The organism is Halorussus aquaticus (genome assembly GCF_024218795.1).
Classification (GTDB): Archaea; Halobacteriota; Halobacteria; order Halobacteriales; family Haladaptataceae; genus Halorussus; species Halorussus aquaticus.
The window spans coordinates 2211638-2232163 of the sequence record NZ_CP100400.1; the positions used below are offsets into that span (position 1 = coordinate 2211638).

The following is a 20526-nucleotide window of genomic DNA, read 5'->3' on the forward strand; positions in this document are numbered from 1 at the left end:
GTTACTTCGGCGGTCGGAGCCGATAGTACCGCCGGTTGAGGTCGAACATGTACCCCTCGCGCATCGACCGCAGGACGGCGTACGTGATGGTCCCGACGACGATGGGCAGGAGGAACGCGAGGTCGAACAGCAGGTGCGAGTCGATGGGGATGAGGTTCTTGATGGACACCGCGCTGATGGTCCACGCGAACGTGAACCCGGCCATCCCGACTGCAGCCCAGAACGGCTGCTCGACGGGACGCCGCGCACTCCCCTTGTTCAGGAACGGCACCATGGCGATGAACCCGACCACGATGATGTTGGCGATGACGCCGTACGTCCGGTCGGCCGTCAGCTTCTGGCCGCCCAGAATCGCCAGTTCGGGGTTGAGCGGACCGAGCTTCAGCAGGCCGAACGACCAGTAGAGGTACCAGTCGGGCAGGATGACGGCCGGGGTCGAACTCGGGTCGGCGGGTGCCCCGAGGTGGGGCGGGAGCGTCGCCGCCAGGAAGATGATCATCCCGACGAAGAAACTCGTCAGCGAGAGGTTTCGGATCATCTCGTGGGGCCACACCGGGAACGCCAGCACGTCGCGCTCGACGTAACTGGACTCCTGTCGGAGGTCCTGGTCCTCGCGGCGTGCGCGCTCGAAGTACTCGTACGTCAACCGCGAGAGACCCTCGGTGCGTTGCTTGCGCTCGCTCCACGTCGGGGTCTCGTCGTCCGGTGGGACGATGCCCGTTCCGCCGCCGTCGGTCTGTGCTTCTCCGCTGCCGTCGGTTTTTGCTTGTTCGTCAGACATGGTTTAGTGGGGTTCCGCGATGCCCTGAATCCACACGATGGCGATGTGGACAGCGATGAGCGTCGTGACGACGAACGGGAGCAGGAACACGTGCATGATGTACATGCGCTGGAGCGTCGCCGCTCCCGGGCTGAACCCGCCGAACACCAACTGTGCGACCCACTCGCCGATGAGCGGTATCGAGAGGCTCATCTCGACGCCGATCTGACTGGCCCAGAACGCTAGCTGGTCCCAGGTGAGCAGGTATCCGGAGTAACCGAACACCATCGTCAGACTAATGAGGATGATACCGAGTATCCAGTTCAGTTCGCGGGGTTCCTTGTACGCTCCGGTGAAGTACACGCGGAGCATGTGGAGGAACACCGCCGCCACCATGACCTGCGCGGCCCATCGGTGGATGGACCGCAGCATGAACCCGAAGTTCAGTTCGGTCATGATGAACGCGATCTGGTTGTACGCTAACGACGCTTCGCCCGTCGCCGAAACCGTCCCCGGTGCGTAGTAGAACCCGAGTAACGCGCCACTCAGTGCCGCGACCACGTAGGCGATGGTCGAGAAGCTACCGAGCGCGTACAGCGGGTACCAGTACCAGAACTTGTTGTCGAGGTTGTACTGCTCGGTGTGGCTCTTCGGCATCTGCATGTTGACCCTGTAGTAGAGGGTCTCCAGTATCTCGAGGTAGTCGACGATGCGGAAGCGCTTGTCCATCCAGATGAGCGCCGTCAGGAACGTCGTCTCTACCGGCGTGAGTTCCTTCTTCTGCATCCACTCGCCGTGGTCGTATTCGTCTTTGCGTTCGATACTCATTGATTATTCCTCCGGGCGCGGGAGCGCGACGAACGATTTCTTGACGATGTTGAACGGGTCGTACACCGACTGGTGGCACTGACAGTATATCTTGTCCTGTGCGCTCGCCACCGCCGACCCCGCCAACCCCTTGAACGACGGCACGCAACAAAAGTGCGTGCATTTGTTCAGGTTGGCGATAAATCCTTTCGACGTGCTGGCCGAGAGCCACTCGTCGTTCTGGGCCATCTTCTCGATGCGCTTGCTCCGGATGACCTGAATCGGCATCGTGCCGCTCGGCGGAACGTCCTGCGAGCGCCACGACCCCTGCGCGGGCTTCCCGAGACCGCTCTGGCCGATGCCGTTGCCCCAAGTCTCGTAGTCGCTGAAGTCGTCGACGTGCATCTTGTCGCCTTCGCTCACCGCGTCGTTCTGCCACTCGAACTTGGAGTTACCGCTGTAGCGGAAGTAGTTGTCTTGGTCGGCCTTGGGTTGGACGCCGGGGTAGGTCTGGACCCCGCAGTACTGGAACCACTCGCTGGAGTAGGTGACGCCGCCCAGTTCCATCTCGGCGACCGTTATCTCGCGGCCCTGCTGGGTCTTGGTCTTCACTTCGGGCCAGATGCCCTTGAGATACCCTTCCGAGTCCACTTCGACCGGAATCTGAGGCATGCCGCGGGGAGCGGGACCGGCCGTGTTCTCCATCGCCATGAACTGTCGGATGCCACCGCCGGCACCGCTCGGTGCGGTGGCCGAGTTGATACCTGCCGCCGTCGCGGTACCGACTCCGGCGAGCGATGCGCTGCCGACGACGCCCTTGACGAAGCGTCGGCGACCTGTGCTTTCCGGATACTTGTCGTCTTCTTCTGGCATAGTTATCGTTTGTAGTACGGGTAGACTGCCTGCTTGAACTGGTCCCACGCGTTACCGAGGGTCTCGGTACCGTATTGCTGGTCTTCGCGGATGTAGAGGTCCTCCCACTTGCGACGACGCTTCTTGACGATCATCACGTCGGGCAGGAACTCCTTGCGATACAACAGGAGGATGAACGCGAGGTCGATGAATATGACCGCGAGGACGAACCCGAGGTACATGTTACCGATCTCGTTGTACCCCCAACCGCTCACCAGTCCGTAGGTGAAGAGTCCGACGAACACGACCTCGACCACCGTCAGGAGGACGATGGCGATGGCCGCGGCCGTACTCTCGCGGGCGGGTTCGTAGCGGTGAATGTCGCCGTACGTTGAGCCTGTGGATGACATGGTTATCTATTACCCCCACTCGCGTGCGGTGATTCGCCGTACTTCAGGAGGAAGAACGTGTAGACGAGCGAGACGGCCATCATCAGGAGGGTCGCCAGACCGACGAAGTGGGCCTGAAACGGCACGCCCATGTGTTCGGGGTTGGCCTCCGCCTGTCCACCGCCGCCACCGCCACCGCCGCCGCCCTCTTGGACGGTGATGGTACCGACCATCCCGGCGGTCTTGTGGGGCTGGCAGAAGTACTCGTAGGTACCGGTGGTCTCGAACGTGTGCGAGTACTCGTAGCCGGTGTTGTACGTCTTGCTCGCTCCACCGGGCGTCCCTTCCCAGCTCGACCCTTCCGGTTGGCTCTCTGGGACGACGTTGTGGTTGTCCGACTCCCAGACCCACTTGATAGTGGTTCCGGGAGCGATGGTTATCTCGGCGGGCTCGAACACTAGACTCCCGCCGGGACCGACTGTCACCTCTTTCGTCGGACCGCCACCGCCGGACGAACCTCCGCTCGTCGTCGTCCCGTTGGTGGCGGTCGTGGTCTCGTTTCCGGAGGCAGTGGCGTTGCCGGACGACGTGGTGGTCGTCTCCTGTGCTGCGGCGGCTGTTACGCCCGCCCCAGCGCCGCCCGCAACACCGGTTGCTGCCGTCAGAAAGTCCCGCCTCTTCATACGGTAGAAAGTCAGGACAGGAATTGCTTAAAGCCACCGATGCCGCCGTAGCGGGGTTTCCGACGCCGACGCGCCGAGTACGGTCCTAATTCGCGCTGTCGGACGCCGAGGAAACGCCGGTTCCGGTCGCCCCGTCACCCTCCTCGTCGGGCGACGAGTCGCTGGTCTCGGCGTCGTCCGGGAGTCGCTCGCCCTCGTCGTCGAGGAGGAACTCGGGCCGTTCGTCGTCCTCTAACCCGACCGCGCGGAGGCGATTGCGGTACTCCTCGGCGCGGAACCGGTCGGAGAGTCGAGCGTTCGCCACCAGCAGGAAGACGAACACGCCGAAGAACAGGAACCCGAGCGCGGCCACGGCGGCCACGATGGGGAGTCCCACGACGATCCACGCCGCGAACAGCGCGACACCGGCGAGAACGTGGACGGCGGCGATAACCTGCATCAACTGGTTGCCGAGTTTCCCCGAGCCTTCGGGCACCTCTGCGGGGTCGGGAAGCACGTCTCCCTCCGGCGGTTCGGGAACCTCGTAGCTCTCCATCGACGCCAGCGCGACCGAGGGTTTCACGTCCCGGAGGACCGTCCCGCTTCCCTCGACTGACCCGTCGGGGTAGACCACGGCGTACCCCTCGTCGGAGTACGCGAGCAGTTGGGGTTGGCCCTCGCGCTCGATGCGTTCGACCACGGCGAACACGTCGCGGTCGGCGACGCGACTGTTGAGGTCGTCCTCCACCCTGTCGAGGAGTTGCTCGCCGGTGATCCACGAGTCGTGATCGAACGCGACCTGCCACTCCTCGTAGCTCATCTCGGCCATGTCTCGCGGGCCGAAGTCCTCGAAGTCGTACCTCTCCTCGACTTCCTCGGGGGTCGGACGGTCGCCGTCTTCGTCGGGCGAGGCGTCGGTCCGCGTCTCGGGGCTACCCTCACCCCGCGTCGCCGTCGCGTCCGCGGGTGATTCGCCCGCCGGGTCGTCCGAGGCGTCGGTCATTGTCCGAAACTCAGACCTGAAGCCGCATAAACACCCCGACGTTGCGTCGGACCCGGGATGCGGTGGTCAGAACGGCGTCCACTCTCGGGGCTGGTCGGCGAGTCCCCGCACTCGCATCTCCCGCGTGCCGTCGTCACGCACCCGAACGTCCACGCGGCCGTCGCAGAGTTGCGTGATGGTGTTGACGACGCGTTCGTCCTGCGTGGACGGGTCGATGAGGAACACGCCGAGACCGTCAGTCGCCCCGATGCGACCGGAGACCGTGTGGACGAACCGGGAGACGGTCTGGAACTCGGTGTACATCAGCAGCGTCGAGAGCGAGAACAGTCCCGCCCGGACGCGCTCGGTCGTCTCCCGGTGGACGGTCTGATACAGTCCCGAGAACTCGATACCGATACCCGTCAGGTCGCCGGGACTCGACACCGTCTCGATGCGGTCCGACGTCTGTTCGCGCCCCTGCTTCTTGCTGACGCAGTCCACGACGCCGAAGGTACTCTGCTGGAGGTCTCTGCACAGTTTGTCGCACTCCGACAGGATTTTCCCGCCGCTCTTGGTCGTCGTGACCAACACTAACCCCTCCTGCCGGTCGCTCCCGGCGGTGATGAGACGGAGCGCGAGGTCTCTGGCACCGCCCATCGTCGGCCCGGCGACGAGGAGGTTCGACCCGGGTTCGACGCCCTCGATCGGCAGGTCGTCGGCGAATTCGTACGGACCGGTCTGGCGCTGAGTCACGTCGAACCACCGTCCTCTTCGGCCGCGTTGCGGACGCCGCGCTCGTCGGTTCGGTCCTCTTTCAGTTGCGCGACTTCGAGGTGCAGATCGAGGACGTTGACCGTCACGTCCGCGAGCGTGCTGAGGTACTCCCTGTCGTCGTCCGTGAACGTCCGGGGTTCCTCGTCGTACGCGCAGAGGGTCCCGATAGTGAGTCCGTCGGAGGTCGTCAGGTCGGCCCCCGCGTACGACCGGATGTTCATGTCGTCGAGGCTCTCGTTGTGTTCGAATCGCGGGTCGGCCTTCACGTCCTCTATCACGGTCACGTCGCCGTCTTCGACTATCGCGTACGTGCAGATGGAGTCCTCGCGAGGCGTCGGCGTCCAGTCCGCGCCGTGGCATACGAGGAACTGCTGACTGTGTTCCCGTATCATGTTCACCGACGCCATCGGCACGTCGAGGTACTGGGCCGCGAGGTCGGTTATCCGCTCGACGTCGGTCTGTAGCGTCGCCGCGTCCACGTCGTACGCGTCGAGCGCGTCGAGTCGTTCTTCCTCGTCCTGCGGCATCGGGTACGGGGTCTGGGGCCGGAACGCCGACGTGAAATCCACGAGGTTCCACAGCGTCTCGCCGGAGTTCTGGCCGTCCTTGGCGACGTACTCGGTGACGGTCTCGGTGGTCTCGTCGGTGTCGAGCGCCGCACGGTCGGTCGCGGTGTAGAGGACGCACCCGATATCGGGACGAACGTCGCGGGCGCGTGCCGCGAGTTCGAGTCCGGTTCCGTCGGGCAGTTCGTACTCCGTCACGACGCAATCGACCTCTTCGTCGTTCAGTTCTCGCACGGCGTCCGCGAGCGAGGCGGCCTGAAGGACCCGCAGGTCCGTCGCTTCGGTCCGGAGCAGTTCGGCGGTTTCCGCTCGGGCCGAATCGTCGGGGTCCACGCACAGTACAGTTCTCATCTGAGTCGCTCGTCCGGAGCCTCACGACTCCGTGTGTATTAGTTTTGGCAATACGAGTCGGGGAACTGTCCGTTCGATTTCGAACCGGTCGGCCCCGAATCGCTTTCGGGTCCCTTATCCACCAGCGCTCCTAACCGCCGCGCATGGCGAGTGAGACGCTGGTCGCGGCCGTGGTCGCCCTCGTCGTCACTGCCAGCTTTCCGTTCTACCTCTACGGCGCGTGGTACATCCTCGACCAAGAGGTCGTGACGTGGGACGTGCTGATACACCACCTCAAGTTCATCGTGGTCGGACTCCTGCTGACGACGATACCGATGCTGACGTGGATGGTCCCCCGGTTCCTCGACCAACTCGGCGGATTCGCGGCCCTGCACGCGTTTCTGGGGTTGCAGGCCTACGCGATGCTGCTGGTCGCGCTGACGGGTATCGTCCGCATCTTTCAGGTCAAGCACCAGCACGACATGTACGACTCGGCCGCGCGCGAGGAGGACGCGGACATCGGCGAACTCCACGAGAACATGGGCGCGTGGCGGGGTCGCCTCCGCATCGGCGTCGTGGGGTACGTCCTCTTCTGGCTTCTCGCGTGGCTGGTCGGGATGATTCGGTTCGTCATGGACTACGTCCTGTACTGACCGCCCGGTCCGGCCGGGGTTCCGTGCCTCGGTGGCCCCAGCGGTTCTGCCGACCCCGTCTTCGGTGGGAGCGTCGGCGATGTTCGACCGGGAGGTCAGTTCCACTCCTCGCCGCTGGCGAGGTCCACGTCGTGGTCGAGTTTCGAGGACGGACAGAGGTCCTCGACCACGCAGTCGCCGCAGTCGGGGTTCCGCGCGGTGCAGGTCGCCCGGCCGTGGCTGATGCACAGGTGGGTGTACTGCTGCCAGTGCTCCTCGGGAACGATGCCCATCAGGTCCTCTTCGATGGCCTCCGGGCGCTCGTCCTCCGTGATGCCGAGGCGGCGCGAGAGGCGCTGGACGTGGGTGTCCACGACGATGCCTTCCACGATGTCGTGGCCGTGCTGGAGGACGACGTTGGCGGTCTTGCGGCCGACCCCCTTCAGTTCGGTCAGTTCGTCCATCGTGTCGGGGACCTCGCCGTCGTGGTCCTCCAGCATGGTCTGTGCCGAGGACACGATGTAGTCGGCCTTGCTGTTGTGGTAGGTGATGGAGCCGATGTCCTCCGAGAGTTCGTCTACGTCGGCGTTCGCGTAGTCCTCGACGGTCTCGTACTTCTCGAAGAGGTCGGCGGTCTCCTCGTTCACGCGCTCGTCGGTACACTGGGCCGACAGCATCACGGCGATGAGGAGTTCGAGTCGGTTCGAGAAGTTGAGCGAGATGGTCGAGTCGGGATACTCGTCGTAGAGTCTGTCGATGACTTCCTCCACCTGGGCGTCGCGCGAGTCGAGTGGCTCTCCCATGGTCGTGACGTGGCACGGGAGGGGTTTGAGCTATTCGGCTCCGACCTCCCGCCGCGGGTCAACAGTCCCGGTTGTCCTCGAACGCGTTACCCCTCGGCTGTTCGGGCCTGACGATGGCCCGCCGATTCCCGCAGAACGCGTTGTCCGAGACCACGTTGTCGTTCGAGTTCGACACGACCACGCCCAGTCGATTGTCCCGAATCGCGTTCCCGACGACGCGGTTCTGCCTGCTCCCGGTCGTGAGACTGATGCCCACTTGGTTGTCCGCGACCACGTTGTCGGCGACGACGCTCTCGCGCGTGGTCGAGACGTCGATTCCGGCGTCGGAGTTGTTCGTCGCGTTCGACTCGGCGATGCGAACCTCCCGCGAACTCCGGACCGTGATTCCGAAGTCGCTATCGTTCACGGTGACGTTTCGCACCCGCGACTCGGTGACTCCCCGGAGGTAGACGCCCGCGTACCCCCAGTCGGTGAGCGTCACGTTCGACACGACCACGTCGCTCGCGCCGGTCGCTCGGATTCCGGTGTGCCGTGCGAACCGCGAGTCCGACCCGTCGAGGGTGTGGCCCGCCCCGCGGAGGCGAACCCGGTCGGCCTCGATTTCGATACACGTCTCCGAGGCGTTCTCGACGTCCGCGACCAGTACGTACTCGCCCGGTTCGGTGATGGTCGTGCAGGAACGCACTTCGGTCACACCCTCGGCCTGTTGGGTAGGCGCGTCTGTGGTACTCGGAGCGACGCCCGCAGTCGCTCCCGCGACTCCCGACGCGACCAACAGCGAGACGGCGGCGAGGACGGCCAGTCGAGACGAGGCGGGGGCGTCCCCGCTTCCACGCGCTGATTCTGTCCCCATCCTGCGTGGTGTCAGCACGTCGGGCGTGTAAGTGGTTCTGGCCGTCGAGGTCGTTCGCGCGGCCGGTCGCGGTAGCCCCTCCGGTGGGAAGCGGCGTGGTCGGTTTCGGGGAATTTAAGCGGGCATCGCTCTCCCTTCCACCCATGAAAGCGACCGCGAAGGCTCACCCGATTCAGGGACTCGTCAAGTATCACGGGATGCGCGACGAGCAACTCCGCTTGCCCTACCACGATTCCATCAGCGTCTGCACCGCGCCGAGTCACACGAAGACCACCGTCGAGTTCGACCCCGACCTCGACTCGGACACCTTCGTCGTGGGCGGCGAGCGACTGGCCGACCACGAGGCCGACCGCGTCGCCAACGTCGTCGCTCGCGTGCGGGAACTGGCCGACGCCGATCACGTCGAGAACCCCGTCCGACTGGAGAGCGAGAACTCGTTCCCGTCGAACGTGGGACTCGGGTCCTCCTCGTCCGGGTTCGCTGCGGCGGCGATGGCCCTCGCCGAGGCCGCTGACCTCGATCTCTCGCGGCCGGAAATCTCGACCATCGCCCGCCGGGGGTCGTCGTCGGCCGCGCGGGCCGTGACGGGCGGGTTCTCCGACCTCCACGCCGGACTCAACGACGAGGACTGTCGCTCCGAGCGCCTCGACTCGCCGCTCGAAGACGACCTGCGCATCGTCGCGGGACTCGTTCCCGCCTACAAGGAGACCGAACACGCCCACCGCGAGGCCGCCGACAGTCACATGTTCGAGGCCCGACTCGCGCACATCCACGACCAACTCGCCGAGATGCGCGACGCGCTCCGCGAGGGCGACTTCCAGCGCGTCTTCGAGACCGCCGAACACGACTCGCTGTCGCTGGCCGCGACGACCATGACCGGCCCGTCCGGGTGGGTCTACTGGAAACCGGACACGTTGGAGATTTTCGACGCGGTTCGGGACCTCCGCGAGGAGGGCGTGCCGGTCTACTTCTCGACCGACACGGGCGCGAGCGTCTACGTCAACACGACGGCCGAACACGTCGAACGCGTCGAGGAAGTCGTCTCGGAGTGCGGCGTCGAGACGATGGTCTGGGAGGTCGGCGGTCCCGCCGAGGTTCTCCCGGAGAACGAGGCCCTGTTCTAACTACTGCGCGGATTCGCACTCACGCCGTGAACCCGCGTTCGACTACCGAAAACTCGAAGTGCGCCCGCCCGATTCTCGGGCCGCGTCCACGTCCACGACCGCGTTACTCGCGGGCCGTCGTATCGAACCGCGTTAGCACAGTTTGCCCCGAAACGCACCTTCGAAGAGGCTGGGAAGAGAGTGAAAGACGGTCGGACTGCGGGAGAAACAACACCCTTCGCTGAGACGCGACACTCCGTATCTGGGGACCGACCCCACTTCTAAGCCCCCTCGGTCCCTACGTCCGGCCGAATGCGAATCTGCGTCCTCGGCGCGGGTTACGCCGGACTGACCCTCGCCCGAAAACTGGAGCGCACCGTCCCCGACGACGTCGAGATTCTGGTGGTCGAGCGGACCGGGAGCCACCTCGTCCAGCACGAACTTCACCGAGTCGTCCGCCGACCGTCCCTCGCCGACGAAATCGTGGTAGACCTCGAAGACGTGTTGGACCGCGCGAGGGTCCGGCAGGCCGAAGTCGCCGACGTGGACCCGGAGGCGGGCGTCGTCTCGCTCGACTCGGGCGAGACCATCGACTACGACTACGGCGCGGTCTGCCTCGGGGCCGAAACCGCGTTCTACGACCTGCCGGGCGTCGAGGAACACGCCACGCCGCTCAAGACGCTGGACCACGCCGAGCGCATCCGCGCCGAGTTCCTCGACGCGCTGGAATCGGGCAACTCCGAATCCAGCGCGTCCGAGTCCGGCGACGGCGAGACGGACCGCGCTGGCGAGTCGGACGCGCGCGTCGTAGTCGGCGGCGCGGGCCTGTCGGGTGTGCAGGTGGCGGGCGAACTCGCGGCGTTCGCGCGCGAAGCGGAGTCCCGCGAGGGCGTGACTATCACCCTGCTCGAACAGTTCGACAGCGTCGCACCCGCGTTTCCCGAGAACTTTCAGGCCGCGGTCCGCGACCAACTCGAAGCCCGCGACGTGGAGATACGGACGGGAACCGCGGTGGCCTCCGCCGACGACGCGTCCATCGAACTCGACTCGGGCGAGCGACTCGACTACGATCAGTTCGTCTGGACCGGCGGTATCCGCGGCCCCGCGGCACTGGACGGCGAGCGACCAGAGGTCGAGAACACCCTGCGACTCGGCGACGGCACGTTCGTCGTCGGCGACGCGGCGCGTGTGATAGACGCCGACGGGGAACCCGTCCCGGCCAGCGCGCAGGCCGCGGTCCGCGAGGCCCGTGCGGTCGCCGAGAACGTCGCCAGTCTCGTGGCGTACGACCGCGAGGGTGACGACATCTTCGAACCCCGACTCGAACCGTTCGCGTTCGACTCGCCGGGGTGGCTGGTGTCGGTCGGCGACGGAGCGGTCGCGCAGGTCGGCCCGACGGTCCTCACGGGGACCGCCGCGAAAGCGCTGAAGACGACCGTCGGTGCCGGATACCTCTCGTCGGTCGGTGCGATACGCAACGCCGCTGACCTCGTGAGCGAAGAACTAGGGTACGAGCGGTAGTCAGGTACGGGGGTGCGTGCGGCAGTCCGGAACCGGAGGACGACCGCGAATCAGAAACCGGGGATGCCGAGCGCACCGGCCGCGATGATTTCGAGGCTCTCCAGTACGACGAGGACGACCCAGACGGCGAGCCACGCGACCACGCCGATGCCGATGGCGTTGCCCCAACCGCCCGGATAGCGGGCGTTGATGACGTACACCCACGCGACGAGTCCGAGAACCGCGCCGACGAGTCCGCCCACGAACGGAATCAGGCCGAACAGTCCGGTGACCAGCCACCAGACGAACGCGCCGACGAGCGCGGTGAGGATGGCGTACTCGAAGTCGTCTCTGTCGGCGATGACGCGCGCACCGACGTAGATGCCGAACGCACCGATGAGGAGGCTCACGACGAATCCGATGACGTAGTTCAGGAACCCTACCATGTAGTCGTATTTGCTTCGACCGGCCATTTATAGATGGCGTCTGTCCGTCGGCCGACGCCCCGGCGCGCAGAGCGACGCCGGTCACGCGTTCTCGTCCGTCTCGAAGGTCGCGTCGTCCGCGTCGCGGTCGGTCCGCGACCTGCTCCGTCGGACGTGGTCGCGTGCGCTCTCGGGCGTCTCGGTTTCGAGGAGGGCCTCGACCTTCCGCTCGAACTCCGCCTCGGTGAGGTCGCCGCGGGCGTACCGGTCCCGGAGCGTGTCGAGCGCGTCCTGCTTCGACTCGGGTTCGTCGGCGGTCCGGGTCTCGGGTCGGTGGTCGCGTTCGTCCGGGACCGCGTCGTCGCCGAACCGGTCGGTGAGGACCTTCACCATCGGGAGGAGAACGCCGAAACCGAGGACGAACGCCATCCAGAACCACTCGTACCCCAGAAAGAGCGCGGTGAGTCCGACGCCGAGGACGACGAACACGGTGAGGTTCACGAGTGCGTTTTCGTCGTCGAGCGAGTCGTCCATGCGACTGGCTACCGGCGACGGTGACAAAAAGGTTGCATCTTCTCCGAATCGGTCGAATTCTGTTGGTCTTCCGCCGACAATGGGTTTAAGTTTGTGGGCCGACCTCCCGAGCGCATGGCACGCGACACTGGGTTACTCGACAAGGCGCTCGCGGGGGCGGTCGGACTCGCCGCCGGAGCGGTAATCGGAACGCACGCGCTGCGGCGGTACCGCAGCACCGACGACACGACCATCGTCTGTACCGAATGCGGGGACGCGATGCCGGTCGGCGACGTTCTCGACCCGGCAGTGACCTGCAACTGCGTCGCACCGCGCGACTCCCACGACTTCTGGTAGCGGGGCGTTTACCCTCGTTGCACCGTAACACCACCTATGGACGACGAGCGCACGGACGGCGAGGCGGCATTGGACGACGACGACCTCCGCGAGCGACTCGAACAGCGCCTGATGAGCCACGGCGTCTACGTCACCGACCTCGAAACCGAGGCGGGGACGCTCCGGGTGGACTACGAGACGGCGACCCCGGGCACCGGCGTCCCCCACCGAGAGGTGGGCCGCGTCCTCAATCGCCTGCTGGCGCTTCAGGAGGACGGGTGGACCCCGACCGACGTGCGCGGCACCGTCGCCGACATCGACGGCGACCGCCGGGGAACGTGGCGGGCCGACGAGGAGTGGTTGGCGGCCCACGCCCGCGGCGACCTCTCGGACGTGGACCTCTCCCAGCGGGTGCTCGATACCATCGAGGAGACGTGAAGAAGCGACGCCACCGCGACCGATGGAGAGATTTCGAACCCCAAGCCAGCCCACTCAGTCGATTCGGATACGTCACTCGCGACCGGCCGCGCTCGACTGAACACCACCGAGAGCGCGTCCGCCGGAAGTTTTACGCCGCGTTCGTTCCAAATCTGACACCGTGGATAGCGTCGAACTCAGCACCGTCGTCTACGTGTCGCCCGAGGAGGCCTACGAGTTCCTCGCGGACTTTCCGGGGTACGCCGACTACTCCGAGTATCTCGACCGGGTGACGCGTCACGGCGAGGGCGGTCCCGGCACGGAGTACGACATCCACCTCCAGTGGTGGAAACTGAACTACGTCGTCCGGTCGGAGGTGACGGACTTCGACCCGCCCGAACGCATCGCGTGGCGCGTCGTCAAGGACCTCCGCGCGCACGGCGAGTGGCTGGTCGACCCCGAACCCGAGGCGGCCCCGCCCGACCGGGAGACGGCCTCGCGGGTCCGACTGGTCATCGAGTTCGACGCCGACTCGGCGAGTTCCGACATGCTCGACCTGCCGCGCCTCGTCTCGCTCGACTGGGTAATCGGCAAGGTCCGACCGCTCGTGCTGAAGGAGGCCGAGAAGGTCGTCGCGCGCATCGTCGAGGACCTCGAAGGCGAGCGCCGCGAGGTCGAACTGACGCTCCACGACTCGCCCGATACGATATAGCCGACGCTTCGACGTGCCGGACCGACCGCTACGCCGCCGAGAGACCGAAAGAAGTCGCGAGTCGCTTACTGCTCTGCCTGCCCGTAGTCGCCGCCGTACTTCATGAAGAAGTAGGCGAGACCGAGGGTGAACACCAGCGCCGCCGTGGTGGCGATGCCGAGCGTCTTGGCGCTGCTCGGAATCGCGGGGCCGCTACTGCCGGTCTGTTCGCCGCCCTCTTGGACGGTGATGGTGCCGACCATCCCGGCGGTCTTGTGGGGCTGGCAGAAGTACTCGTAGGTGCCGGTGGTCTCGAACGTGTGCGAGTACTCGTGCCCGGTGTTGTACGTCTTGCTCGCTCCGCCGTCGGTGCCCTCCCAGTTCGCGCCGTCCGGTTGGCTCTCGGGGACGACGTTGTGGTTGTCCGACTCCCAGACCCACTTGACCGTGGTTCCGGGGGCGATGGTCAGTTCGGCGGGTTCGAACACGAGGCTGCCGCCGGGACCGACGACGACCTCCTCCGTCCCGCCGCCTCCGCCGCCGGAGGTCGTCTCCTGACTCTCGGCCGATGCGGTCCCCGCCGCACCCGCGGCCGCCGCGGTCCCCGTGGCGGCACGCATGAATCCACGCCGCGTGACCGACTCGCTTCCTTCCGTACTCATAGTCGGGGCTAGCGGTGGTGGGTACTCTATACTTTCGATACCGACCCACCTTTTTTCGTCTGGTGTCCTCGCTCGCTCCCTCCGGTCGCTCGCGGAAGAGATACCGAAGTCGGGATAGAAGACGAGGTAAAGCGCGAGAATCCGGTCGTCGCGAGGCTACAGACTGTAGTCGTGGTCGCCGGTCTCGGTTTCGAGGAAGGCGGTCAGGAGGTCGATAGTCGCCTCCACGTCGGCGTGGTGGGCGCTCTCCGTGACGGTGTGGAGGTAGCGAGTCGGCACCGAGATGGCTCCCACCGGTTTCGCGCCGTGAGTGTTCTGGAACCCCGAGGTGTCCGTGGCCCCCGAGGGGAGGACCTCCAGTTGGTGGTCGATGCCGCGCTCCTCGGCCACCGAGCGCATCCGGCGGTGGACCTTCGGCGTCGTCACCACGCTGGAGTCCTTGAGCTTTATCGCCGCGCCCTCGCCGAGTTCGGTGACGTACCCGCTCTCGTCTTCCACCGCGGGGATGTCGTTGGCGACCGTCACGTCGAGCGCGACGGCGAGGTCCGGGTCGAGGTCCACGCCGAGCGCGGGCGCGCCGCGGACGCCGAGTTCCTCCTGTGCGGTCGCACAGAAGTGAATCGTCACGTCGGGGTCGTCGACGCGCCGGGCCGCTTCGAGCATGGCGAGCAGGCAGACGCGGTCGTCCAGCGCCTTGCCGGTCACGTTGTCGCCGATTCGGGTCGTCGTCTGCTCCATGCTCACGAGGTCGCCGACAGCGACGCGCTCGGCGACGTCCTCGGCGGGGAGTCCGAGGTCGATGGCCACGTCGTCGATGGAGAACTCCTCGTCGTCGTCCTGCACGTGGGTCGGGACGGACCCGATGACGCCGGTGAGGTCCTCGGCGTCGGTGTGGACCGTCACGCGCTGGGCGCGGAGCACGTCGGGGTCCCACCCGCCGAGGGTGTCGATTTCGAGGAAGCCGTCGTCGGTGATATGTTTCACCATGAAACCGATTTCGTCCATGTGCGCGGCGACGGCGACCTCGTAGTCGCTCGACCCTTCCACGGTCCCGACGACGTTGCCCATCGCGTCGGTGTGGACCGAGTCAGCGACGCCGTCGAGTTCCCGACGAACGACGTCGCGCACCCGGTCCTCGTACCCCGGCACGCCGTCCGTCTCCGTGAGTTCGCGTAGCAGTTCGAAGTCGAAATCCATGCGAGATACTGACGACCCGCCGGGCTTAAACCCCGTCTTTTCAATCTCCCGGCAGAAACCGGCCGCCGTTCGGACTCCCGGCCGTTTGGAACGGTTAACCAGACGGTTGGGTGTGTGTACCGTCCCGACGGCGACGCTTGTTCCGGTTTACACGCGGCCCTCGATTCGGCAGACGGCGTATAACAAAACCCGTTAGAGGGCTATTACGCACCGACGCGGCCGTGCGAAGACCCGAATCGCACGGTCGGCAACCCCCAGCGTGACACCGAACATGTACAACGGAAACACAGTCGGCGTCGTCGTACCGGCGTACAACGAGCGAGGCTTCGTCGGCGAGGTCATCGACACGCTCCCCGAATTCGTAGACCGCGCGTACGTCGTCGACGACCGATCGACCGACGGGACGTGGCAGGAGATACAGGAACACGCCGAAGCGGTCAATCGCGCCGTGGCGGAACCCGAAGGCGAACCGAGACTCGCGGACGGCGGCGTCGGCTTCACCCGGAAGGTCGTGCCGATTCGCCACGAGACGAACCGGGGCGTCGGCGGCGCGATAAAGACCGGGTACCGCCGGGCCTACGCCGACGGGATGGACGTGACGGCGGTGATGGCGGGCGACGGCCAGATGGACCCCGACTCGCTCCCGCGACTCATCGACCCCATCGTGAACGGGGACGCGGAGTACGCCAAGAGTACCCGACTCCTCGACGCCGAGTACCGCGAGGAGATGCCGCCGTTTCGGCTGTTCGGCAATCGACTGCTCTCGGTCCTCACGAGGATAGCGAGCGGCTACTGGCGCACGACCGACCCGCAGAACGGCTACACTGCTATCTCACGCGACGCTCTCGCGGACCTCGACATCGACAGCCTCTACGACGATTACGGCTTCGCCAACGAACTCCTCGTCCGCCTGAACTGCCACGGGATGACCGTCGCCGACGTGGCGGTTCCCGCGGTCTACGGCGACGAGGAGAGCACCATTCGGTACCGGAGCTTCGTCCCGAAACTGTCGTGGCTCCTCCTCACTAACTTCTTCCACCGACAGCGGACTCAGTTCGCCGAATCGGGCGCTCGGGCGACGCCGCTCTGCTACGCGCTCGGCGTGCTGGGAATCCTCGCCGCCGTCGTCGCCGGAGTGGTCGGCGACGCGGACCTCCTCGCCGCGCTCGTCGTCGGGAGCTATCTGTCGCTCGGGGTCGCAATGTACCGGGACCGCGACGGCGACGAGGAGTTGGAGATGCGCGTGACCGGCGACGAGTAGTCGAAAGGACCCTCCTTCTCGGTCGAATCGGCGATAGATTGACCGTCGTTCCCGGTCGAACCGGCGTTCGTCGGGATTCGAATCGGCGCTTCGTCGGAAATCAGAAGAGACGCGTCGGCGGCGGTCAGATGGGCGTTTCCGTCGGCATCAGATTGTAGGTCCGCTTGGTCGGCAGCGACCTGAGCATCGTCCGGTCGGTCGCCACTCGTACCACGAGGTCGGTGAGGTTCACCTTGTCTTCGAGGAACTCCTCGCGCTTGCGCGCCCACTCGTCGGCGACGCCCGCTCGCGAGAGCAGGTCTGTCGCCCTGTCCAGCACCGCGTCGAACGCCCGGAGGTTGTAGATCAGCCCCTCGCGTTCGAGTTCGGCGAAGTTGCCCATGTCGCCGTCACCGACGAAGGAGTTCGAGCGAATCGCGGGCGTGCCGAGGAGCGCGGCCTCCGTCACCATCGTCTGGGTGTCGGCGACCAGCAGGGACGCCTCGGCCAGTGCGTCGTGGAGCAGCGCCGGATGCAGGTCGAAGGGTCGGGCCGGGACGGACGAGAAGTCCATCGCGTCGCCCTCGTCGGAGACGAAGACCGTCACGTCTTCGGCGAGGCGCTCGACGAGCGTCCCGCGTTTCTCGGGCGTGAACCCGTCGTGCCCCACGTCGTGGTGCGACCCGAAGGCGTTCAACCGGACGATGGCGAACTCCTCGTCCGGGCCGACGCCCAACTCATCGCGGACGTCGGTCTGTGGCTCCCACTCCTCCGGGTGGAGATAGGCGCACTCCTTGAACCCGCGGAAGACGTGGTGGTCCTCGCCGAGGTCCTTGTCGAAGGTGTGGGGCGTGAGGTAGGCGTCGGCGAACGGCCGCGAGATGGCGTGGTCGAGGTGAGTGTTCTCGGAGTCGGTGATGAGAAAGACCGGCGCGTCGGTCACGGTCCCCGCGTGGGCGGCGTACGCGCCGACGCCGAATATCTTGTCGGGGTCGTACTCGCGGGTCTTCCGCAGGATTGTGCGGTAGTGACTCGGGAGCTGTCGGGCCAGCGAGCACTTACTGGTCGCCAGTTCGCCGTAGACGACGTGGGGCAGGTCGTAGTAGTCGAGCAGGTCGAGGGTGCACCCGTAGTCGCGGGCCAACACCAGTGCTCCGTGACCGCGTTCCCGCAACTCCTCGATGGCGTTGCGATAGAGGTGGACGTGTGCGGGCGTGTTCGTGAAGAACAGGTAATCCATGTCTCGAACGCGTATCGAATCCGCGAGCGTATTGTTCTGCGCCGCGTTCCCCCGCGGTAGCCCGAATCAACCGACTGCTCGGGAGGGAGTACGTCCGGTTTGAGTTGCCGGTAACCGTCCCCTGTCGCTGCTCCGTTCGGGAAACGAGGACCGCCTTCGGTCGCGAAGCGTCGAAGCGCAATCGAGGAACAGTACGACCGACAGCGAAACGCGGAAACGGTGCGACTATCTGCGAAACCGATTCAGGACCCGTCCTCGACGTTCACCGTCGCGGGACCGTCGAGTCGGAAGGCCGTAATCTCGCCGGAGAACCGGAAGCCGTCCTTTCCGCCGATGACGCGTCCGGAGATCTGGCCGTCCGAGACGGTGTCGTGGTCGTTGACCGACCCGAGCGCCGCGCTCTTGCGGGCCTCACCGCTGACCTCGAACGTGTAGGTGCTGGCCACGCCGGGCGTGTTGCTCCCGTCGATGACGAGTTTGTTCGACAGGACGAGGTCCGAGACCGAGACCTCCTGCCCGTCCCACCGGAGCGTCCAGTCGCTCTCGTCGAGGGCCATCGACACCACGTCGCCGTCCACGAGGAACGAGTCGCCGTAGCCGTTGCCCGCGACGCCGGAGACGGTCACGGTGCCGTCGCCGTTGTCGGTGGTGCTGTCGTTGCCCTCGGCCGCCACGTCGCCCGCCGACGTGCGCTTGGTGACGCTTCCCTCCACCGTGAACTCGTAGGAGACGCTGGACGTGTTCGATCCCGCGACCAGTTCCAGCACCGTCCCGGAGGCGTCCGAGTCGGAGTCGCTGGTCGTCGGTTCGGAGCCGGAACCGCCGCTACTCGCGCTCGACGTGCCGCTGGCGGCCTCCTCGGCCGTCATGGGGACGCCCGACGGGACCCTGCTGGTGTCGGCCTCCGACCCCCAGCGCGTGTTCTTCGAGATGATTTCGGGGTCGCCCGCCCGGCTGTCCTGTTCGCGCCGCGCGGGGGAACTGCCGATGTCGGAGTTGCTGACCTCGACCGGACCCCACCACGCCCAGACGCCGCGGCTGTTCGTCGCGCCCGGACTCGAACACCCGACGTCGCACGGGCGCGTGGTCCCGCCCTTCACGACGCAGTTATCGACGTAGCAGGTCCGACCGTCGATGGACCCGACGCGGATGTTGGCGATGTTGTTGCTGTCGAAGTAGCTGTCGTAGACGTTCACCACGCCGCCGTGGCTCCCGTGGTACGAGTAGCCGGGGTCGGTGCCGTACAGACCGTTGTCGATGAAGTGCGCGATGTGGACGTTGCGGAAGTTCAGCGTCCCGTAGTGGTCGTGACCGTTGACCCAGATACCGCCCTTGCCCGACCCTGCGGTCTGGCCGTCGCCCATGTAGAGGTTCTCGACGGTGGCGGTACCGCCCTTCGAGACGGCTGGGGTGAACAGGTAGTGCCCGCCGGGGTGGTTCCCCTTGAACGCGACGTTGCGGACCGTCCACCCGTCGCCGTTCGCGTATATCTTCGCCGACGCGCCGTCGGCGGTCATGTCGATGAGGAGGTTCTCCAGCGTCTCCCCGCTCCCCACGTCGAAGGTTCGGGTGTTCCCGGCCGAGACCGTGACCGTCCGGTACTCCGCCGCGTTCACCGCGTCGCTCGCGCTCGATAGCGTCCCGACGCCGAGGGCGGCGGTGACGCCGGCACCGGCGACTCCGAGGAAGGAGCGTCGGTCCACCGTTACGTCTCGCTGTTCGGATTCGCGTGCTGTTTCGTCGCGTGCCATGCCACCTTCAAGGCTCCACTACTATATTACAAACTTTCCGGTATCGCTTCAATGTCGGATTATCAGTTTATACCTATAGTTGCCGTGCCGGTTCGGTCTGTGCCCGAGACGACGAGCGAGAAACCGCCGTAGCCGCGCTAGACTGCTATCTCCGGTAGTCTAACCGGTGGGCAACGGCTGATTAACGCGACGATTACACCCGTAATCCGAGCTTGTAACGGTGGTGAACCGGACGGGTCCACCGTGACGCCGCGACGGAAACGACCGAAGCAAATCACCAGCAACATCTCTTTCGACCGGACGATCGGCCGGACGTCTCCGCCCGTCGAAAAAGTGCGTCCGACGGCGGAAAAACAGTCCACGAGTTCTGTGTTGTTCCGGAACGCTTTTGCCCGGACCGCTATACAACAACGGATATGGCAGACGAACAAGCAGAAGCCGAACTCCGCGACCAGTTCACCGAAGCGTTCGAAGGCGCAGACTTCCCGGTCACCAACCCGATGGACCTCGTGCCCGCGCTCCCGAACGGACCGGGAACGCGCTTCGAGGCGGGCGACGTCGACTTCACCGCGATGGAACTCTCGACGAAGCTCTCGGACATTCAGGACTTCCCCTACGAGGACGTCGAGAGCCTCGTGGACGACCTCATCGAGGGTCTGAAACAGAAGGATATGCTGTAACTACTCGTCTTCCTCTTCTTCCTCGTCCTCTTCACCCGGAAGCGCGACCAGCAGGACCTCCCACACGTCGTACTGCTCGTTGAAGTGGCTGTCGAGCACCCGGTCTTTCTCGCCGATGGGAATCGGCTGTTGGGGATGGGACACTTCGAGCCACGTCACGGTCGGCTCGGTGATGTCCATCTCGGCGATGTCGTCCGGTTGTTGGGCGGCGTCGGTCGGTTCGCCCGCACCGCGCTCTCCTGACCCTATCGGCGTATCTTGGCGTTCCACGATAATCTCCCCCGAGGCTCGGTACCACAGCGTTCTATAAAACGCTGCTGGCGAGGGGCCGAGTCCGGAACCGACAAGTCCCGACCGCGCC

25 protein-coding genes are annotated in these 20526 nt (G+C 65.7%); 8 read left to right on the top strand and 17 right to left on the bottom strand.

All coding sequences use genetic code 11. The features are described 5' to 3' along the window. Position 1: 1 nt before the first annotated feature. The 8 genes from NGM06_RS11430 to NGM06_RS11465 all read right to left on the bottom strand — a co-directional run bounded on the left by NGM06_RS11430 (position 2) and on the right by NGM06_RS11465 (position 6143). Positions 2-781 carry a cytochrome b family protein gene (locus NGM06_RS11430; protein WP_254267081.1) on the bottom strand — a complete coding sequence of 260 codons (780 nt, stop codon included), beginning with the start codon at positions 779-781 and terminating at the stop codon, positions 2-4. A 3-nt stretch (positions 782-784) separates the two neighbouring features. Beyond that, positions 785-1588, bottom strand: coding sequence for a cytochrome b (locus NGM06_RS11435; RefSeq protein WP_254267082.1), 804 nt, complete (start codon positions 1586-1588; stop codon positions 785-787). A gap of 3 nt (positions 1589-1591) precedes the next feature. Next, on the bottom strand, positions 1592-2440 hold the full coding sequence (locus NGM06_RS11440) for a ubiquinol-cytochrome c reductase iron-sulfur subunit (RefSeq protein ID WP_254267083.1): 849 nt from the start codon (positions 2438-2440) through the stop codon (positions 1592-1594). Between the two features lie 2 nt (positions 2441-2442). Then, entirely contained in the window at positions 2443-2829 is a 387-nt protein-coding gene (locus NGM06_RS11445; protein WP_254267084.1) for a DUF7318 family protein, read from the bottom strand. 2 nt (positions 2830-2831) lie between these two features. After that, entirely contained in the window at positions 2832-3491 is a 660-nt protein-coding gene (locus NGM06_RS11450) for a plastocyanin/azurin family copper-binding protein (protein ID WP_254267085.1), read from the bottom strand. An 85-nt stretch (positions 3492-3576) separates the two neighbouring features. Next, positions 3577-4473, bottom strand: coding sequence for a DUF7319 domain-containing protein (locus NGM06_RS11455; protein WP_254267086.1), 897 nt, complete (start codon positions 4471-4473; stop codon positions 3577-3579). Positions 4474-4539: 66 nt separating this feature from the next. Continuing rightward, positions 4540-5205, bottom strand: a complete 666-nt coding sequence (locus NGM06_RS11460; RefSeq protein ID WP_254267087.1) for a DUF7504 family protein — start codon at positions 5203-5205, stop codon at positions 4540-4542. Continuing rightward, on the bottom strand, positions 5202-6143 hold the full coding sequence (locus NGM06_RS11465; RefSeq protein WP_254267088.1) for a GAF domain-containing protein: 942 nt from the start codon (positions 6141-6143) through the stop codon (positions 5202-5204). The genes NGM06_RS11460 and NGM06_RS11465 overlap by 4 nt, the downstream gene beginning before the upstream one ends. A 143-nt stretch (positions 6144-6286) precedes the next feature. Between NGM06_RS11465 and NGM06_RS11470 the strand changes: the two genes are divergently transcribed. Beyond that, complete coding sequence (locus NGM06_RS11470) at positions 6287-6775, top strand: DUF7321 family protein (protein ID WP_254267089.1); 489 nt, start codon at positions 6287-6289, stop codon at positions 6773-6775. Between the two features lie 95 nt (positions 6776-6870). Here NGM06_RS11470 and nth read toward each other — a convergent pair whose 3' ends face one another. Further along, positions 6871-7557: an endonuclease III gene (gene nth, locus NGM06_RS11475; RefSeq protein ID WP_254267090.1), complete on the bottom strand. Its 687-nt coding sequence runs from the start codon at positions 7555-7557 to the stop codon at positions 6871-6873. Positions 7558-7615: 58 nt separating this feature from the next. Continuing rightward, complete coding sequence (locus NGM06_RS11480; RefSeq protein ID WP_254267091.1) at positions 7616-8410, bottom strand: right-handed parallel beta-helix repeat-containing protein; 795 nt, start codon at positions 8408-8410, stop codon at positions 7616-7618. 143 nt (positions 8411-8553) lie between these two features. Between NGM06_RS11480 and mvaD the strand changes: the two genes are divergently transcribed. Together mvaD and NGM06_RS11490 are read left to right on the top strand one after the other, a co-directional pair. Beyond that, positions 8554-9534: a phosphomevalonate decarboxylase MvaD gene (gene mvaD, locus NGM06_RS11485; protein WP_254267092.1), complete on the top strand. Its 981-nt coding sequence runs from the start codon at positions 8554-8556 to the stop codon at positions 9532-9534. A gap of 291 nt (positions 9535-9825) precedes the next feature. Further along, a complete protein-coding gene (locus NGM06_RS11490; protein WP_254267093.1) occupies positions 9826-11034 on the top strand; it encodes an NAD(P)/FAD-dependent oxidoreductase in 1209 nt (402 codons plus the stop codon). A gap of 50 nt (positions 11035-11084) precedes the next feature. Here NGM06_RS11490 and NGM06_RS11495 read toward each other — a convergent pair whose 3' ends face one another. Both NGM06_RS11495 and NGM06_RS11500 read right to left on the bottom strand, forming a co-directional pair. After that, positions 11085-11459, bottom strand: coding sequence for a hypothetical protein (locus NGM06_RS11495; protein ID WP_254267094.1), 375 nt, complete (start codon positions 11457-11459; stop codon positions 11085-11087). A gap of 81 nt (positions 11460-11540) precedes the next feature. Further along, positions 11541-11972 (bottom strand): SHOCT domain-containing protein, encoded by a 432-nt coding sequence (locus NGM06_RS11500; RefSeq protein WP_254267095.1) that lies wholly within the window; start codon positions 11970-11972, stop codon positions 11541-11543. A gap of 114 nt (positions 11973-12086) precedes the next feature. Here NGM06_RS11500 and NGM06_RS11505 point away from each other — a divergent pair, with 114 nt between their 5' ends. The 3 genes from NGM06_RS11505 (at position 12087) to NGM06_RS11515 (ending at position 13416) form a co-directional block, all read left to right on the top strand. Next, on the top strand, positions 12087-12308 hold the full coding sequence (locus tag NGM06_RS11505; RefSeq protein ID WP_254267096.1) for a hypothetical protein: 222 nt from the start codon (positions 12087-12089) through the stop codon (positions 12306-12308). 36 nt (positions 12309-12344) lie between these two features. Next, positions 12345-12725 (top strand): DUF8159 domain-containing protein, encoded by a 381-nt coding sequence (locus tag NGM06_RS11510; RefSeq protein ID WP_254267097.1) that lies wholly within the window; start codon positions 12345-12347, stop codon positions 12723-12725. Positions 12726-12885: 160 nt separating this feature from the next. Then, positions 12886-13416, top strand: a complete 531-nt coding sequence (locus NGM06_RS11515) for an SRPBCC family protein (RefSeq protein WP_254267098.1) — start codon at positions 12886-12888, stop codon at positions 13414-13416. A 65-nt stretch (positions 13417-13481) separates the two neighbouring features. Here the strand turns inward: NGM06_RS11515 and NGM06_RS11520 are convergent, their stop codons facing one another. Both NGM06_RS11520 and NGM06_RS11525 read right to left on the bottom strand, forming a co-directional pair. After that, positions 13482-14057 (bottom strand): plastocyanin/azurin family copper-binding protein, encoded by a 576-nt coding sequence (locus tag NGM06_RS11520; protein WP_254267099.1) that lies wholly within the window; start codon positions 14055-14057, stop codon positions 13482-13484. Positions 14058-14213: 156 nt separating this feature from the next. Further along, the gene (locus NGM06_RS11525; RefSeq protein ID WP_254267100.1) at positions 14214-15254 is read right to left on the bottom strand and encodes a M42 family metallopeptidase; all 1041 of its coding nucleotides are present in this window, start codon (positions 15252-15254) and stop codon (positions 14214-14216) included. A 271-nt stretch (positions 15255-15525) separates the two neighbouring features. On the opposite strand from NGM06_RS11525, the gene NGM06_RS11530 reads away from it, so the two are divergent. Then, on the top strand, positions 15526-16515 hold the full coding sequence (locus NGM06_RS11530; protein WP_254267101.1) for a glycosyltransferase family 2 protein: 990 nt from the start codon (positions 15526-15528) through the stop codon (positions 16513-16515). A 124-nt stretch (positions 16516-16639) separates the two neighbouring features. On the opposite strand, the gene NGM06_RS11535 is transcribed toward NGM06_RS11530, so the two are convergent. Next, positions 16640-17734 carry a DUF354 domain-containing protein gene (locus tag NGM06_RS11535; protein WP_254267102.1) on the bottom strand — a complete coding sequence of 365 codons (1095 nt, stop codon included), beginning with the start codon at positions 17732-17734 and terminating at the stop codon, positions 16640-16642. 242 nt (positions 17735-17976) lie between these two features. After that, the gene (locus tag NGM06_RS11540; RefSeq protein WP_254267103.1) at positions 17977-19485 is read right to left on the bottom strand and encodes a hypothetical protein; all 1509 of its coding nucleotides are present in this window, start codon (positions 19483-19485) and stop codon (positions 17977-17979) included. A gap of 416 nt (positions 19486-19901) precedes the next feature. Between NGM06_RS11540 and NGM06_RS11545 the strand changes: the two genes are divergently transcribed. Continuing rightward, positions 19902-20165, top strand: coding sequence for an MTH865 family protein (locus NGM06_RS11545; protein ID WP_254267104.1), 264 nt, complete (start codon positions 19902-19904; stop codon positions 20163-20165). Here NGM06_RS11545 and NGM06_RS11550 read toward each other — a convergent pair whose 3' ends face one another. Further along, positions 20166-20435, bottom strand: coding sequence for a hypothetical protein (locus NGM06_RS11550; RefSeq protein ID WP_254267105.1), 270 nt, complete (start codon positions 20433-20435; stop codon positions 20166-20168). It lies immediately after the preceding gene. Positions 20436-20526 lie beyond the last annotated feature (91 nt).

Coding starts and splice junctions, on each gene's coding strand:
- NGM06_RS11480 (WP_254267091.1), bottom strand. CDS start 8,410: ATGGGGACAGAATCAGCGCGTGGAAGCGGGGACGCCCCCGCCTCGTCT.
- NGM06_RS11535 (WP_254267102.1), bottom strand. CDS start 17,734: ATGGATTACCTGTTCTTCACGAACACGCCCGCACACGTCCACCTCTAT.
- NGM06_RS11505 (WP_254267096.1), top strand. CDS start 12,087: ATGGCACGCGACACTGGGTTACTCGACAAGGCGCTCGCGGGGGCGGTC.
- NGM06_RS11490 (WP_254267093.1), top strand. CDS start 9,826: ATGCGAATCTGCGTCCTCGGCGCGGGTTACGCCGGACTGACCCTCGCC.
- NGM06_RS11495 (WP_254267094.1), bottom strand. CDS start 11,459: ATGGTAGGGTTCCTGAACTACGTCATCGGATTCGTCGTGAGCCTCCTC.
- NGM06_RS11520 (WP_254267099.1), bottom strand. CDS start 14,057: ATGAGTACGGAAGGAAGCGAGTCGGTCACGCGGCGTGGATTCATGCGT.
- NGM06_RS11450 (WP_254267085.1), bottom strand. CDS start 3,491: ATGAAGAGGCGGGACTTTCTGACGGCAGCAACCGGTGTTGCGGGCGGC.
- NGM06_RS11510 (WP_254267097.1), top strand. CDS start 12,345: ATGGACGACGAGCGCACGGACGGCGAGGCGGCATTGGACGACGACGAC.
- NGM06_RS11470 (WP_254267089.1), top strand. CDS start 6,287: ATGGCGAGTGAGACGCTGGTCGCGGCCGTGGTCGCCCTCGTCGTCACT.
- NGM06_RS11465 (WP_254267088.1), bottom strand. CDS start 6,143: ATGAGAACTGTACTGTGCGTGGACCCCGACGATTCGGCCCGAGCGGAA.
- mvaD (WP_254267092.1), top strand. CDS start 8,554: ATGAAAGCGACCGCGAAGGCTCACCCGATTCAGGGACTCGTCAAGTAT.
- NGM06_RS11435 (WP_254267082.1), bottom strand. CDS start 1,588: ATGAGTATCGAACGCAAAGACGAATACGACCACGGCGAGTGGATGCAG.
- NGM06_RS11445 (WP_254267084.1), bottom strand. CDS start 2,829: ATGTCATCCACAGGCTCAACGTACGGCGACATTCACCGCTACGAACCC.
- NGM06_RS11525 (WP_254267100.1), bottom strand. CDS start 15,254: ATGGATTTCGACTTCGAACTGCTACGCGAACTCACGGAGACGGACGGC.
- NGM06_RS11545 (WP_254267104.1), top strand. CDS start 19,902: ATGGCAGACGAACAAGCAGAAGCCGAACTCCGCGACCAGTTCACCGAA.
- nth (WP_254267090.1), bottom strand. CDS start 7,557: ATGGGAGAGCCACTCGACTCGCGCGACGCCCAGGTGGAGGAAGTCATC.
- NGM06_RS11540 (WP_254267103.1), bottom strand. CDS start 19,485: ATGGCACGCGACGAAACAGCACGCGAATCCGAACAGCGAGACGTAACG.
- NGM06_RS11440 (WP_254267083.1), bottom strand. CDS start 2,440: ATGCCAGAAGAAGACGACAAGTATCCGGAAAGCACAGGTCGCCGACGC.
- NGM06_RS11530 (WP_254267101.1), top strand. CDS start 15,526: ATGTACAACGGAAACACAGTCGGCGTCGTCGTACCGGCGTACAACGAG.
- NGM06_RS11500 (WP_254267095.1), bottom strand. CDS start 11,972: ATGGACGACTCGCTCGACGACGAAAACGCACTCGTGAACCTCACCGTG.
- NGM06_RS11455 (WP_254267086.1), bottom strand. CDS start 4,473: ATGACCGACGCCTCGGACGACCCGGCGGGCGAATCACCCGCGGACGCG.
- NGM06_RS11430 (WP_254267081.1), bottom strand. CDS start 781: ATGTCTGACGAACAAGCAAAAACCGACGGCAGCGGAGAAGCACAGACC.